Source organism: Fructobacillus sp. ESL1129, from assembly GCF_058507945.1.
Genome location: NZ_CP196668.1, coordinates 284,853 through 299,942 on the forward strand (window position 1 = coordinate 284,853; position 15,090 = coordinate 299,942).

Genomic DNA, 15,090 nt, shown 5'->3' on the forward strand with positions numbered 1-15,090 from the left:
ATGAATATTTTGAGAGCGAATTGAATAAGGTCTTGGAAGGCCTCCAGAATCACAATCACGAAATCGTGGATGTTAAATTCAATCGCTGGGCTCGTCATTTGTCGGCCTTGATACTATATAAATAAAAGCAAAAGCAGTTCAATTGTGGACTGCTTTTTTCTATTAAGTGGACGTGTACATTTTGACGAATCCAGAAAGAAAAGGCGTTTTGTGCTAGTATTTAGCTAACGAAATGATGAGGAAGTGGAAGGGTTAGGTTACCATGGTAGAGAAAATTAAAGAGTCCAATATTGCGATGATTTACTTCGCCTATCAGGACTTTTCACAAAACATTGATTTGGAGCGTTTTCACATTACCAAAACACAGCACCGGATTCTTTTTTTGGTGAGTCACTTAACAAAGCCGACCATTAAAAAAGTCTTGAAAATCATGGGGATTAGCAAGCAAGGCTTTATCAAGCCCTACAAGGACTTGGAAGAACGAAATCTATTGGAAACGAGGCCATCACAGGATGATCCCAGGATAAAAGACCTGTACTTGACTGACGAAGGACAGGCCATGATTACCGAACTAAACCGCGACCAGAGCAAAAAGATTAATCACTACTTAGAAAAGCACGATGGTGATTGGCAAAAGGCATTAGAAGACATGGTGACTCATTATTTACAAAGTTTTTAAAAATTAAAAATAAAGTCTTTTATTAACAATATTGACAAGAATGTGTTCGGAGGAGTAGACTTTATAGGTAAACTTAGTTGACCAATAAAGATAGGGGTAATACATGAAACCAGTTGTACAATTTGGAACGATGCAAATGTTGGTTGAGAGTCTTCTCGACGGTTTTGTCACGGCTAAAGATGTGTTAGCTTCCGGTAATACTGGAATTGGAACGGGTGCTGGTGTCGATGGTGAGTTGATCATGTTGGACGGTGTGGCCTACCAAGTCGACGTCCACGGACACGTAAACAAGGTTGCTGATGACTTTCCCATCGCTTTCGGTGATGTTCATCAAGCAGATTTCAAGCCACTGAAGCACTTTGACAACATTACGCTTGACGATTTGCAAAAGGAAATTCTGAAGGAAGTTGGCACTGAAAACCTCTTCTTCGCCGTTAAGATGACCGGTGAATTCAAGACGGTTGAGACTCGTGCCGCTGCCAAGTCCGAAAAGCCTTACCCAGGCCTTGGCGAAATTGCCAAGACGCAGGTTATTTTCGACAAAGATGACGTGAAGGGGACGATGGTTGGTTACTTCACACCGCTTGTCTTCCAAGGTGTCGGCGTTCCTGGTTTCCACCAGCACTTCTTATCTGACAATTTGGACTTCGGTGGTCATGTCTTAGGCGCCACGCTCAAGTCCGTTGACGTTTCCATTCAGATTTTGTCTGGTGTCACGATTAACTTGCCAACGAACAACGAAGATTACAAGAAGGCCGACTTAACGGACCTCTCAAGCTTAAACGGTGTCATTGCTGACGCAGAATCATAAGCAAAATCCCTTATAAATTAGAATGTAAATGAAAGGAAACATGGGTTTCGACTTTTCTCTCATCAAAACCCATAGTAAAAACATGTCTGAACAAAAATTTGGTGCTGATATTGTCACCGACAGCCTTGTCAACCACGACGTTGACATTGTCTTTGGTATCCCAGGTGCAAAGATTGACCGTTTGTTTGAAACTTTGGATCACCCAAAGCCAGGGCAAAAGGTGCCCAAGTTGATCGTGACTCGTCACGAACAAAACGCGGCTTTCATGGCGCAAGCTTTCTCACGTATCACTGGTAAGACCGGTGTTGTAGTTGTCACTTCTGGCCCAGGTGTCGGAAACTTGGTTTCTGGTTTGATGACGGCTAGTGCTGAAAACGACTCTGTTTTGGCCATTGGTGGTCAAGTGCCACGTCGTGACTTGAACCGTTTGACTCACCAGTCAACGGATTCTGTGTCACTTTTCAAGTCGATTACAAACTACAGTTCTGAAATTCAAGATCCAAACAACATTTCAGAAATCATCGCCAACGCCTTTGCTGCTGCAAACGGTGCAAAGCGTGGGGCTGCCTTTGTTTCATTGCCACAAGATGTCGATGATTCACCGGTTTCAATCGAAGCTTTACCTGAAGTGCCTGCTGCTAAGCAGGGAGCTGCTTCATTAGAAGACTTGAAGTGGTTGGCTGAACAAATTAAGCAGGCTGAATTGCCAGTTCTTTTGGTCGGTGCTCGTGGTTCTGATGATGACACGGTTGACGCTTTGCACGCTTTGTTGGGTGACACAAAGTTGCCAGTTGTTGAAACTTACCAAGGTGCCGGTGTTATTTCACGTGATCTTGAAAAGGATTCATTCTTTGGTCGTATCGGACTTTTCCGTAACCAAACAGGTGATAAGCTCTTGTCAAAGTCCGACTTGGTTGTGACGGTTGGTTACGATTCCATCGAATACGAACCACGCAACTGGAACAAGGAAAACACCTTGAACATTGTGGCTTTGGATACAACGCCTGTCGAAATCGACAACAACTTTGTGCCAAAGCGTCAATTAATTGGTGATCTTAGTCAAAGCTTGAACCTGTTGGCAGAAGACATCAAGGGATACGAAATTCCAGCAGCCGGACAAGCTGTCTTGAAGGAAATGAAGGAAGATTTGGCTGAAGCAGATAAGCCTACTTACACGCCTGCCTCTGAAAACTTGAGCCATCCGTTGGATGTCGTGGAAGCCATCCAAAACCACGTAACGGATGACATGACGGTTTCAACGGATATCGGTTCCCACTATATCTGGATGGCCCGTCACTTTAAGTCATACGTGCCTCGTCACTTCTTGATCTCAAACGGTATGCAGACACTCGGTGTTGGTTTGCCATGGGCCATCACGGCTGCCATGGTTCGTCCAGGTGCCAAATCTGTTTCCGTTTCTGGTGATGGTGGTTTCTTCTTCTCCGCAATGGAATTGGAGACGGCGGTTCGCTTGAACTTGGATACAGTGCACATCGTTTGGAACGATAACGCTCACTACGACATGGTGAAGTTCCAAGAAGAAATGAAGTACGGCGAATGTGCCGGTGTTGACTTTGGTAACATCGACATCGTTAAGTACGCCGAGGCATTCGGTGCCAAGGGTCTTCGCGTTGATAAGCCTGAAGATTTGAACAAGGTGCTTGACGAAGCCTTCGCTGCCCACGGTCCAGTTGTTGTGGACGTGCCAGTTGACTACACACACAACTACGAACTTGGTTCACAGTTGATTGAATCAGAAGGGTAATGAATTCATAAAGTGATATGACTTCAAAATGAAAACCTATTTTTCTATATTAATGAAGGCAAACGTGTGATGCTTAATCGACGTTTGCCTTTTTAATTTTTTTTAATTTTTTTGAATGTTCTATTTTGTCGTTTTGAACATTTTTTGTAAGTAATATTTTCTATAATTAATTGATTTCCTTGGATTTATTGTTGCTTTTGTATTAAAATTGAAACACGATATTAATATTTTATTAAGGATTAAAGTTAAATGGCAGAAATTGAAATTAAATCTTTAGCTGATTTTGTTGAGAAGGTGAGCGATTTTGGTGAAAATAAAGAGCTATTTTTTCGAGGAGAAAACAGATATTTTAAAGATAGAATTCCCTCAATTTACCGAATAGAGCCTGGCGTGGTGGCCCAACGGAGTAAGGAATACTACGAGAGAATCTTTACTGAAAGTGAAGAAATCCATTTTGATGAATTGCCTCCTTTTAGAAAACTTTCTGAATTACAACATTTTGGAGGATTAACTCGATTTCTAGATATTACAAAAAATTCTCTTGTTGCATTATATTTTGCAGTCGAAAAAATGGATGAAGATGGTTATGTTTACATATATAGAAATTCATCATTGAAAACCGACGTTAATGATACTGCCTATCTCAAAGCCTCTGTTCATTTTATCGATACAAAGGTAGTTAGAGATTTTATAAATATCACCGAGATTAATTCAGCATTGGAGGACCCCAATAAACCCGAGTACAATATGATTGAAACTTTTAAAGAAAAGTTATTTTATGTATTTCCGCAAGGTGGTAGAGATTTTAACAAATTTGAACAAATACAGAATGATTTGAAAGAGGCACAAATTATCATCGCTTCAAAATCTAACAATCGAATTGCTCATCAACAGGGAGCATTCATTACACCAGCTTTTGAAGGAAGTACTGATTATAAGGATACGATTACTGAAGTTGCAGAATCAATTAATAAATTATCCCTTTTAGATGATGATCAAGAACCTATTTTTTTTCGCATCCCTAGACATATCAAGAATGATTTACTGAAAAGTTTAGCTAACATGGGAATTAATGCAGGTACGGTGTATCCTGACATACAGCACCAGTCAACTAATTTAGTTAAAATTTTAACTAACTATCGGTTAAATTTACCTGATGTCGATGTTGTAAACCCTAACATTGAAGATCAGATAGAAGAAAGCATAAAGAGGAATGGTCAAAGATTTTCACCTACTGCAGCGAATTTAATTGACGGTGAAGAACAACAATTTATATCCAAATTTCATACACAAAAAGTATGTATGATTACAAAGAATGATGATTACTTTGCTGGTATGAGAGCAGACAACTTTGTAATTGAAATCGGATATTCGGAAGAGCAATTTGATGAAAATCAGAGTTATATTGATGATAATCGTTTTGCAGTTATAACTGCAAATCATAAAGGTATGAGAACAATCTCGGTTGTTGATTTACATATCAAGGAAACAGTATCTGAAGTGGACAAATTGATTGATTCGTTAAGACAATCACCAAACTTTTCAACAACACATGCTATTATAGGAAGATTAAGTGAATTTTCAACTTTTGAAAATAGTCAAGTTGAGGAACTTGCCGAAATTTTACAGACGAATACTCAAGTAAGATGGTTAAGTAATGATAGTGATGTTTTCGACTTTTATACGAACCTGATTGAGAAAAGTAATAGTACAAATACACATGTTAAAGAAGCTAAAAAAATTCTTCAAGAATGATTGTGTCCAATTTTAAAAAAATATGTTAATACGTTTTTCGACCAGCGACATTAATCTGAATAACTTTTTATAAGCTTATAAAAAGTCTAGCTCTCCAAAACAAAGCTAGACTTTTTATTTAATATTTTATTGAAAGCGCTTTCATTTATAACAAAAGAGTGCTACTATATAGACATAGACAATAGGAGGAAAACAATATGTTGCTTGGAAGTGTTGAAGCTGGTGGAACAAAGTTTGTCTGTGCCGTTGGCGATGAAAATTATAAGGTTATTGATCAGGAAACCTTTCCGTCAAAGGATCCCAAAGAGACGTTACAACGAACGGTCGACTTTTTTAAACGTTTTCCGGAACTGGATGCCATTGGGATTGCGGCATTCGGTCCTGTTGAAGTCCGCCTGAACCATCCCGACTACGGTGTGATTACGAAAAAAACACCGAAAGTCGCCTGGCGGGGGATTAACATTGTTGATAAAATTAAAAATGAAATTAACGTGCCAATCTTTTTGACGTCGGACGTCAATGGCTCGGCCTATGGCGAATATGTTTCGGCAAAAGGTCATGACGAAGGCGTTGAGAGCGTGGTTTACTATACGGTCGGAACCGGTGTGGGTGCTGGAATCGTGATTGATGGCCACTTTATCGGGGCCCTCGGTTTGCAGGAGATGGGCCACGTCAAAGTTAAGCGCCATCCAGCCGACTTGGCCTTCAAGGGCATCTGCCCACACCACGGTGACTGTTTGGAAGGCTTGGCTTCCGGCCCAACTTTTGACGCTCGTCTTGGTAAGAACGGAAAAGAAGTTCCAATTACTGACCCAACCTGGGACATCATGGCTTATTACTTGGCCCAAGCTGCCGTGCAAACAACTTTGACGGTTCGCCCAAACAAGATTGTTTTTGGTGGTGGGGTGATGTCACCGGAGTTCTTGAACATGATTCGCGAGCACTTTGCTGATGAGTTAAACGGTTACGTCGACGTACCACCTTTGGACGAGTACATCACGATGCCAGAGATTGAGAACAATGGTTCGGCTACACTTGGTGACTTTACCTTGGCTAAGAAAGTCGTAAAAGTCGGTGAGGGCCACGCCTTTGCCATCGACCGTTGATGGATTAAGGAAGCGAGGAGAGAAAGAATGTCTTATATTACCTTTAATAGCGACAGTGTGAAAAACTTTGTTGCGGATCATGAATTAGACGAAATCCAGCCATTGGTATCGGTTGCCCACGAGCAACTCGAAAACCGTTCAGGTGCGGGTGCCGACTTTACCGACTGGGTCACGTTACCAACGGATACAAAGCAGGCTGACCTGGACCGCGTCAAGGCTGCTGCTCAGCAGATTCAGTCCGATTCTGACGTCTTGGTGGTCATCGGGATTGGTGGTTCTTACCTCGGTGCCAAGATGGCCATCGATTTCTTGAACCCAATGTTTAACAACGAATTGGCCAAGGAACAGCGCAAGGGTGTCAAAGTCTACTTCGCCGGAAACTCCATGTCGTCTGCTTATTTGATGGACCTCATCCGTACCATCGGCGATCAGGACTTTTCCGTGAACATCATCTCCAAGTCCGGAACGACGACTGAACCCGCCGTTTCCTTCCGTGTCTTCAAGGAATTGTTGGAAAAGAAGTACGGCAAGGAAGGCGCTAAGAAGCGCATTTACGCTACGACTGACGGTCAACGTGGCGCGCTTCATAACGAAGCCGAAGAAGCTGGTTACGAGACTTTTGTCATTCCCGACGGTGTCGGTGGCCGTTTCTCTGTCTTGACACCAGTTGGTCTTTTGCCAATCGCAGCCTCAGGTGCTGACATCGATGCCTTGATGCAAGGGGCTAGGGACAGCGAACGAGAATACGACAATGAGGATTTGAAGAAGAACGACGCTTACCGTTATGCCGCTTTGCGTCGAATCCTCTACGACAAGGGCTACACGAGTGAATTGCTGACAAACTGGGAACCAAGCATGCAATACCTGTCCGAATGGTGGAAGCAGTTGATGGGTGAGTCAGAGGGTAAGAACCAGAAGGGAATCTACCCAACGTCTGCCAACTACTCAACCGACCTTCACTCACTCGGTCAATACATCCAAGAAGGTCGCCGTGACCTCTTCGAAACGGTTGTCAAATTGGATAACCCAATCGTTGATATGCCACTCCCTACCGAAGAGGGTAACAACGACGGGCTTCACTATCTCGAAGGGAAAACCATCGACGAAGTGAACACGAAGGCTTTCCAGGGTGTCGTCCTTGCCCACGTCGACGGGGGTGTGCCAAACCTCGCCGTTCACTTGCCAAAGCAAGACGAGTACACACTTGGTTACTTGATCTACTTCTTCGAAAAAGCCGTGGCCATTTCCGGCTACCTCTTCGCCGTCAACCCATTCAACCAGCCAGGTGTTGAAGCCTACAAGACGGCCATGTTTGCCCTCCTAGGCAAGCCAGGCTATGAGGAAGAAACAAAAGAATACTCAAAGCGCTTGGGAAAGTGAGATAGTAAAGTAAAAGGCAGTCCGTGTTGATAACGGGCTGCCTTTTTCATCTATGATTCTTTTAACAATCTACTTCCTCATCCTCTTCGTTCATAAAGATTACCTGTCCATCTTCAAAAGCCGCAATGCGTGCCAGTGAATGAATATTAGTAAGTCCTGCGTCAAGGACGTTTTGCCGACCCGGTTGGAAGGATTTTTCAATCATGATGCCAGCGCCAACGATGCCGGCATTCGCTTGCTCAGCAATCGTCTTTAATCCTAGAAGAGCCTGACCGTTTGCTAAAAAATCATCGATTAGAAGTACGCGGTCGTCTCCTATTAGAAAGCGCTTATCGACGCGAATCTGGTTTGTCGTCTGCTTGGTGTAGGAGTATACATCAGCCGTAAAGGCGTCATCCGTTAAGATTCGTGATTTACTCTTACGGGCGAAGACAACAGGAACGTTCAGCGCCAGTCCCGCCATGACAGCAGGTGCGATACCAGAAGCCTCAACCGTTAAAATCTTCGTCACCCCCTGGTTGGCGAAAAGGCGAGCAAATTCATTCCCCATATCCTGCATCAACTGGGGATCGATTTGGTGATTTAAAAAGGAATCGACTTTTAAAATATCTTTCCCAAGCACACGACCATCGGCTTGAATTCTCTTTTCTAGTTCTTTCATGGTAACTCCTTCAACTAATTCATGATTTTTTTATTTTATCATTATTGACGATTTGTTTTGTTTTTCTGATTGTTGTCTGGGCAACCATTCAAAAAGATGTTCAATAAAACGGCAATAATCGTTGTCACAACAACACCGTTTGTTAGGATTAACTTGAAAGCCTCAGAAAATTGGTTGAGAAAAGTCGGGACAGCACCAATCCCAAGTCCAGCGCCAATTGAAAGAGCGGCGGTCAACAAATTGCCTTCTTTAGTCAGATCGACTTTTCCGAGAATTTGAACCCCTTGAATCGCAATGGTAGAGAACATGACCATCATGGCGCCACCAAGAACAGCACTTGGAATGATGGTGGCTATCGCGCCGAATTTTGGTAACAGCCCGAGAACGAGTAGGAGGCAGGCTGCGTAGTAAATCGGCTGTTTCGTTTTCACACCAGACAGACGGATAACAGCCACGTTTTGAGAAAAAGTCGAGTAGGGAAAGGTGTTAAAGATACCTGAAAGGATGGCAGCAAGTCCTTCTGCTCGATAGCCTCGGGCGAGATCTTTTTGACTAAGATTTTGCCCAGTGATTTCAGCGAGGGCAAAGTACACGCCGGTTGCTTCAATCATGGCAGTCAGGACGATCACAATCATTGTTAAGGAAGCGGACCATGAAAAAGTCGGCATACCTAGAAAGAAAGGGGTTGGTAAGTGGAACCAAGCGGCATTTCCGACCGGCTTAAGCGAAACAGCGCCGAAAAAGGCCGAAAAAATCGTACCTAAAACAATCCCAAGTAGAATCGAAATGGCTTTCAAAAAACCTTTAGCAAATTTCATCAAGATCAAGGTAATCATGATGGTGATCAGGCCAATCATCAAGTTTTGATAGGAACCGAAACTTCTCGCAGTTGTTGTGCCGCCACCCCAATTTTGAAGAGCAATCGGTGTTAGACTTAACCCAATCACGGTAATCAATGAACCAGTGACGACGGGTGGGAAAAAGCCACGTAAGCGGGAAAAGCTACCAGCAACCAGCATGACAAATAGTCCTGCAACAATCGTCGCGCCGTACATAGCACCGTATCCAAGTGTGGAACCAATGTTAATTAACGGAGAAACGGCTTGGATTGAAGAACCAAGGACGACTGGTAAGGCAATTCCGGTAACCGGCGTTTGTTTTAGTTGAAGCAAAGTTGCCAAACCCGTGCAGAAAATATCAACGGAAATCAAGTAAGCTAACTGAGTGGCGGAAAAGTGCAAAGCTGTTCCAATTAATAAAGGAACTAAAACTGAACCGGCGTACATCGCTAGAACGTGTTGGAGTCCAAGCAGGAGCGCTTGGACTTTAGGAAGTGGTTTTGTTGGGTTTTCCATGATATCTCCTTGAGTTGGTGAAGTCCTGTCATACTCGATTTTAAAAATGACACACCGAGCCCTCTATCGGGAGAAACAAAAAAGCGCGTAAAGAATTCCAAGCGCGCTTTAAAACCCTTGGTGATAGTCGTCCTTTTTGCCGGACGGTAGAAACTCGGTTAGCATTAAAAACCGGATATAACGCCAAAATAGTGAATGTGTTGTAATATGAAAACGAATGTTTTTATTTCAATTTTTAAAAAATAGCAAACGTTAAAAATAATTCCTGTCTTGTTCTTTCTAACAAATATGGGCTTTTTTTCTTACCAAATTTTTGTTAGAACATGTGTTGCTTCACGTTCAGGACCAACGGCAAAGGTGTGAAGGGGGAGACCAACGATTTCAGAAATCCGAATTAAATAATTCTGAGCATTAATTGGTAAGTCCTGAATATTGGTGACACCCGTGATGTCTTCTTCCCAGCCGGGTAGTTCTTCGTAAATTGGGATACAACGGGCAACTTCTCGGTTATTAGCCGGGTAGTGGTCAATGATTTTACCGTCTAAATTATAGGCAACGGCGATTTTAATGGTCTTAAAACCGGTCAAGACATCTAAACAGTTTAAGGAAAGTTGTGTCATTCCAGAAATCCGAACCGCATGGCGAAGAACAACGGTATCCAACCAGCCAATACGACGTGGACGCTTGGTCACGACACCATATTCATGAGCCACTTCGCGAATGGTGTTTGCTATTTCATCGTGAAGTTCGGTCGGAAATGGCCCTTCACCGACACGGGAGGTATATGCTTTGGAAACCCCTACAACCTCGTTAATACGGGTTGGTCCAACTCCCGTGCCAATAGTTGCGCCACCAGCAATGGGATTTGATGAAGTGACAAAGGGGTATGTTCCTTGGTCGATGTCGAGCATGGATCCCTGAGCTCCTTCGAAAAGGACCTTTTTATTTTCATCTAAGGCTTTGTTAATTAAGTAAGATGTATCCGTTACCATGGGCTTCATCCGCTCACCGTAGGACTTATATGTCTCATAAATACTATCAAGATCGAGTGCTTGCTGACCGTACAGCTTCGTTAAGATTTCGTTTTTAGCTGCTAAAGTCGCTTTTAAACGAACTTTTAGAATCTCTGGATCAATCAAATCACAAACACGAATCCCAATCCGCTCGACTTTATCCATGTAAGCAGGACCAATTCCCTTTTGAGTCGTCCCAAGTTTATGACTCTTTTTTTCTTCCTGCAGCCGGTCGAGTAAGCGATGGTAGGGCATAATGACCTGTGCCCGGTCTGAAATTACAAGATTTTTTGTATCGATTTCGTATTTAGCTAGGTAATCGATTTCGTTAAAAAGGGTTTCGGGATTCAAAACCACCCCGTTACCAATGACATTTTGGACATTTTCCAAGAGGATTCCCGACGGAATCAACTGTAAGTGAAGCTTTTGATCGTCGAGTACAAGGGTGTGCCCAGCATTATCACCGCCGGAATAACGGACAACAAAATCAGCTTTTTGGCTAAGAAAGTCCGTGATTTTTCCTTTTCCTTCATCTCCCCATTGACTTCCAACGATAACAGTTGCTGGCATGATTCACTCCTTGCTTTCTTCATTCATTCGATGCAACAGGACCATCATAACGAACGTTAAAATAAAAAACAAGGTTATTATACGAATATTATTCGTTTTATATGATTAAATATTAAAAATATATTGATTTATACGCATTAAAAGCGAACGATAAGGTCCTTTTTGTGATAAAATTTAGTTATTCGAGAAAATGGGGGAATATGATGCTAAATCGTTATGCACGCCCGGCCATGGCACAAATATGGTCGATGGAGAACCAATATAAAGCGTGGCTAAAAGTTGAGATTGCCATTGATCAGGCCTGGGCCGAACAGGGACTCATACCATCTGATGATTTAAAGGCGATAAAGGAAAACGCTTCTTTTAGTTTGGACAGAATCAAAGAAATCGAGAATCAGACGCACCATGACGTTGTCGCCTTTACAAGGGCAGTTTCGGAAACGCTTGGTGCAGAGAAAAAATGGATTCATTACGGTGTCACGAGCACCGATGTCGTTGATACGGCAAACGGGCTACGTTTAAAACAAGCCAACCAAATCATTCTAGAAGATTTAAAGAAACTTCACGCACTGTTAAAAGAGCAGGCCGTTCAATTTAAAGATACGGTGATGATTGGTCGCACGCACGGTGTCCATGCTGAACCGACCTCTTGGGGATTTAAATTAGCACGCTGGTACGACGAAATCGGACGGCATATCAACCGTTTCGAACGGGCTTCTTCCGCAGTAGAAGTTGGTCAAATTTCTGGTGCAGTGGGGACTTTTGCAAACATCCCACCGGTCATCGAAGAATCAGTCTGTGACTTGCTTGGCCTCAAGAACCAACCAATTACCAGTCAGGTTTTACCACGTGATTTACACGCCGATTATCTTTCGACGATTACCTTGATTGGCTCTTCTTTGGAAAACTTTGCCACTGAAATCCGTTCCTTACAACGAACTGAAATTCGTGAAGTTCAGGAATTCTTCGACAAAAAACAAAAGGGTTCGTCCGCCATGCCTCACAAGCGAAACCCAATCGGTTGCGAAAATATCTCTGGTTTGGCACGGGTTCTTCGCGGCTACCTCGTTCCAGCCTATGAAGACATTACACTCTGGCATGAACGGGATATCTCACACTCATCCGTCGAACGCATCGTTCTCCCCGATGCAACAACCTTGATTGACTACATGTTAACCCGTTTTACTAAAATTTTAGCCCAGCTTGAGGTTTACCCAAACCGAATGAAAGAAAACTTAAATAAGACAGGTGGTTTGATCTACAGCCAGCGTGTCTTATTGAAATTAATTGACTCAGGATTGAGCCGTGAAGCAGCTTATGACTTGGTTCAGCCATTAACTGCTAAGGCGTGGGACGAGGGCATTTCATTTGAGAAATTAGTCAAAGAGTCGCCGGAAATTAAGCAAAGGTTGAGCTCAGATAGCTTGGCAGATGCCTTTGATTATAATTACCACCTCAGACGAATTGATGAGGTTTTTAAGCGCCTAAAAATTAACTAGCATCGAATAAAAAGAAGCACCTGCATTAGCGGGTGCTTTCTTGTTTAGTAATCCGTTAAAACGACGTAATCAACCGTTTTGAGGCTGGTCAGACTTTTTCCTCCAGCATATGATATTGCAGAGGATAGGTCTTCCTTCATGGCTTTTAAAGTCTTTTCGAGGGGACCTTTGTATTCGACTAAGAGGCTTTGACCCTCAACATTGTGTTCATTTCCCTTTTGACGAGCTGAAGCAGAACCGTAGTAGGCTTTATAGGCTTTGCCGTTTTTTTCGATAACTTCACCTGGCGTCTCATCATGACCGGCAAACATGGAACCAATCATCACCATGGTTGCACCAAAACGAATCGACTTAGCAATGTCACCGTGATGACGAATACCGCCGTCTGCAATAATCGGTTTCGTCGCAACCTGTGCACACTGAGAAAGGGCAGCAAGCTGCCAACCATTGGTCCCAAAGCCGGTTTTATCCTTTGTGATACATGCTTTCCCTGGGCCAATGCCAACCTTTGTTGCATCGGCTCCAGCCGCTTCTGCTTCGACGATTGCTTCAGGCGTCCCCATGTTACCAACAATTAGGAATGTTTCTGGCAACTTTTTCTTGATGTAAGCAACCATTTGAAAGACATAATCGGAGTGACCATGGGCAACATCAATGGTGATGTATTCCGGTATAATATTCTTTGATTTAAATAAGTCAATTAATTCATATTCTTCCTCTGTAATGCCAAGACTGATTGATGCAATTAATCCTTTTTGTTGCATTGATTGAACGAAGTCAAAGCGCTGGTTCGGATTGAAACGGTGCATAACATAAAAGTAACCACGAGCGGATAACCACTCAGCTAGGTTTTGATCAATGACGGATTCCATATTGGCAGGCATCACTGGAATCCGAAACGTGTGCTGACCGAGTTGAACGCTTGTATCTGCATCTCTTCGACTTTTTAAAATGCTTTTTTTAGGTAAAAGTCGAACTGTGTCATAATCAAATGTCTTCATAATTTCTCCATTCCTTCAGGGAGCTACAACGATCAAAGGGGATTTTCCGTTTAATTAACGCATCACATTGAAAAAAAATATGTTTTTTTAACCTTTTCGGTTACCCCATGTATTAATATACGGTTTTAAACAGATAAAGACAAATAATCCCTCTTAAGTAAGCATTTTTTAGTTGAATATTCTTAATTTAAGATGGATTCAATTGATAATGTTCGTTTTTTTGTTTTATAAAAGCATATATTTAAAATCACTAGAGTATATACCAGTTCTTATCTTAATTTTGGTACTCATATACAATGACTTGCGGGGGGACCGATTAACTATGGCTAGTACAAATGAACTAAAGAAAGTTGGGGCGTCGTTTCTCGTTGACTTTTATTGACATTCAAACAGAGGACTGCTATTCTTTTGGTAACCGAACATCGACAGGAAGAGTAAAAAACGGCGGTTCCACAGCGAGTCAACGTCTGGTGCAAGTTGACGATCCTAAGTTTTTGAACATGGTCCTTGAGTTCTTCGCGCTGGTGAGCAAACCGTTAGCCAGCACCGGGTGCGCCCGTTATCGCGTCAGGGTATCTCTTCATTGACGTACCTATCGAGTAGCCAGTAGTGATACTGGTTAGAATTCAGGGTGGTAACACGATTTTATTCGTCCCGTAGTCTTTTGACTACGGGACTTTTTTATTACCCAAAAACGAAACAAAGCAATCGAAAGGGGTCTCATATGACTATCAAGCAAAACCACAACCGCCATCCATTTGCCGGATACACCATCGGCATCCTTGCACCAAATCTCGATTACGAGAAGACGCTCGGCAACGTTGCTAACGCCGAGACTTTCGACTTTCCCGTTCTTTACGAGGTTGTCGACATCGACCTGGAACTACTTTTTCAGGGCGACGAATCACTAAACGAAACCATTGTCGCTGCCGCTCAAAAACTCGAAGCCAGCGGCGTTCGAGCCATCATCGGCGCTTGTGGTTTCTTTGCCAACTTTCAGAACTTGCTCAAAGAAGCCGTGAACATTCCAGTCTTCACATCAAGTCTGTTACAAGTACCTCTGATTGAAAACTCACTAGCACCCAATCAAAAAATCGCTGTTTTCGCTGCCAACGGTGAAAACATCCAACACGCACTTGCTGCAGCCGGAAACACTAATACCGATCGCTACGTGCTAGTCGACGTTAACCAATTGGAAGAGTTCGCTCCAATCCGCTACGGCAAGAAGCCACTCGACAACGAAGCCCTCGAACGGGCCTTATCTGACTTGGCCAAGGAAACAGTTGACAGCGACCCAAGTATCGGCGCCATCCTACTCGAATGCTCCGATCTGCCCCCTTATGCCAAAGCCGTGCAGGAAAAGACTGATTTGCCAGTCTTTGACTTTCTAACGTTAATCAACTTTGTTCATCAGGCGGTGAAGCAGAGGAAGTATTGAGATTGTTATTAGGTATATTCGTCTGGCTTCTTTAGTAATTCACCATGTTATAATTTG

General features: G+C 43.0%; 12 protein-coding genes and 1 other annotated feature. Of the genes, 8 read left to right on the forward strand and 4 right to left on the reverse strand.

The window, feature by feature from the left end:
• The first annotated feature begins 262 nt into the window (after positions 1–262).
• The 6 genes from ACSYSL_RS01440 (at position 263) to ACSYSL_RS01465 (ending at position 7,496) form a co-directional block, all read left to right on the forward strand.
• Entirely contained in the window at positions 263–679 is a 417-nt protein-coding gene (locus ACSYSL_RS01440; protein ID WP_187753342.1) for a MarR family winged helix-turn-helix transcriptional regulator, read from the forward strand.
• 103 nt (positions 680–782) lie between these two features.
• Positions 783–1,490: an acetolactate decarboxylase gene (gene budA / locus ACSYSL_RS01445; protein ID WP_338344556.1), complete on the forward strand. Its 708-nt coding sequence runs from the start codon at positions 783–785 to the stop codon at positions 1,488–1,490.
• Between the two features lie 82 nt (positions 1,491–1,572).
• Entirely contained in the window at positions 1,573–3,255 is a 1,683-nt protein-coding gene (gene alsS / locus ACSYSL_RS01450) for an acetolactate synthase AlsS (protein ID WP_338342237.1), read from the forward strand.
• 249 nt (positions 3,256–3,504) lie between these two features.
• Entirely contained in the window at positions 3,505–5,010 is a 1,506-nt protein-coding gene (locus ACSYSL_RS01455; RefSeq protein ID WP_491708811.1) for an FRG domain-containing protein, read from the forward strand.
• Positions 5,011–5,207: 197 nt separating this feature from the next.
• Positions 5,208–6,116 (forward strand): ROK family protein, encoded by a 909-nt coding sequence (locus ACSYSL_RS01460; RefSeq protein WP_491708812.1) that lies wholly within the window; start codon positions 5,208–5,210, stop codon positions 6,114–6,116.
• A gap of 27 nt (positions 6,117–6,143) precedes the next feature.
• The gene (locus tag ACSYSL_RS01465) at positions 6,144–7,496 is read left to right on the forward strand and encodes a glucose-6-phosphate isomerase (protein ID WP_491708813.1); all 1,353 of its coding nucleotides are present in this window, start codon (positions 6,144–6,146) and stop codon (positions 7,494–7,496) included.
• 61 nt (positions 7,497–7,557) lie between these two features.
• On the opposite strand, the gene ACSYSL_RS01470 is transcribed toward ACSYSL_RS01465, so the two are convergent.
• From ACSYSL_RS01470 to ACSYSL_RS01480, 3 genes are all read right to left on the reverse strand, one after another.
• Positions 7,558–8,157 (reverse strand): xanthine phosphoribosyltransferase, encoded by a 600-nt coding sequence (locus ACSYSL_RS01470; RefSeq protein ID WP_491708814.1) that lies wholly within the window; start codon positions 8,155–8,157, stop codon positions 7,558–7,560.
• A 41-nt stretch (positions 8,158–8,198) separates the two neighbouring features.
• Entirely contained in the window at positions 8,199–9,512 is a 1,314-nt protein-coding gene (locus ACSYSL_RS01475) for a nucleobase:cation symporter-2 family protein (protein ID WP_491708815.1), read from the reverse strand.
• Between the two features lie 302 nt (positions 9,513–9,814).
• The gene (locus ACSYSL_RS01480) at positions 9,815–11,095 is read right to left on the reverse strand and encodes an adenylosuccinate synthase (protein ID WP_491708816.1); all 1,281 of its coding nucleotides are present in this window, start codon (positions 11,093–11,095) and stop codon (positions 9,815–9,817) included.
• 203 nt (positions 11,096–11,298) lie between these two features.
• On the opposite strand from ACSYSL_RS01480, the gene purB reads away from it, so the two are divergent.
• Positions 11,299–12,594 carry an adenylosuccinate lyase gene (gene purB, locus ACSYSL_RS01485; RefSeq protein ID WP_491708817.1) on the forward strand — a complete coding sequence of 432 codons (1,296 nt, stop codon included), beginning with the start codon at positions 11,299–11,301 and terminating at the stop codon, positions 12,592–12,594.
• A gap of 44 nt (positions 12,595–12,638) precedes the next feature.
• Here purB and ACSYSL_RS01490 read toward each other — a convergent pair whose 3' ends face one another.
• Positions 12,639–13,595 carry a GMP reductase gene (locus tag ACSYSL_RS01490; RefSeq protein WP_010690796.1) on the reverse strand — a complete coding sequence of 319 codons (957 nt, stop codon included), beginning with the start codon at positions 13,593–13,595 and terminating at the stop codon, positions 12,639–12,641.
• 413 nt (positions 13,596–14,008) lie between these two features.
• Positions 14,009–14,255 (forward strand) — a binding site (T-box leader).
• A gap of 64 nt (positions 14,256–14,319) precedes the next feature.
• Between ACSYSL_RS01490 and ACSYSL_RS01495 the strand changes: the two genes are divergently transcribed.
• Positions 14,320–15,033, forward strand: coding sequence for an aspartate/glutamate racemase family protein (locus tag ACSYSL_RS01495; RefSeq protein WP_491708818.1), 714 nt, complete (start codon positions 14,320–14,322; stop codon positions 15,031–15,033).
• The last annotated feature ends 57 nt before the right edge of the window (positions 15,034–15,090 follow it).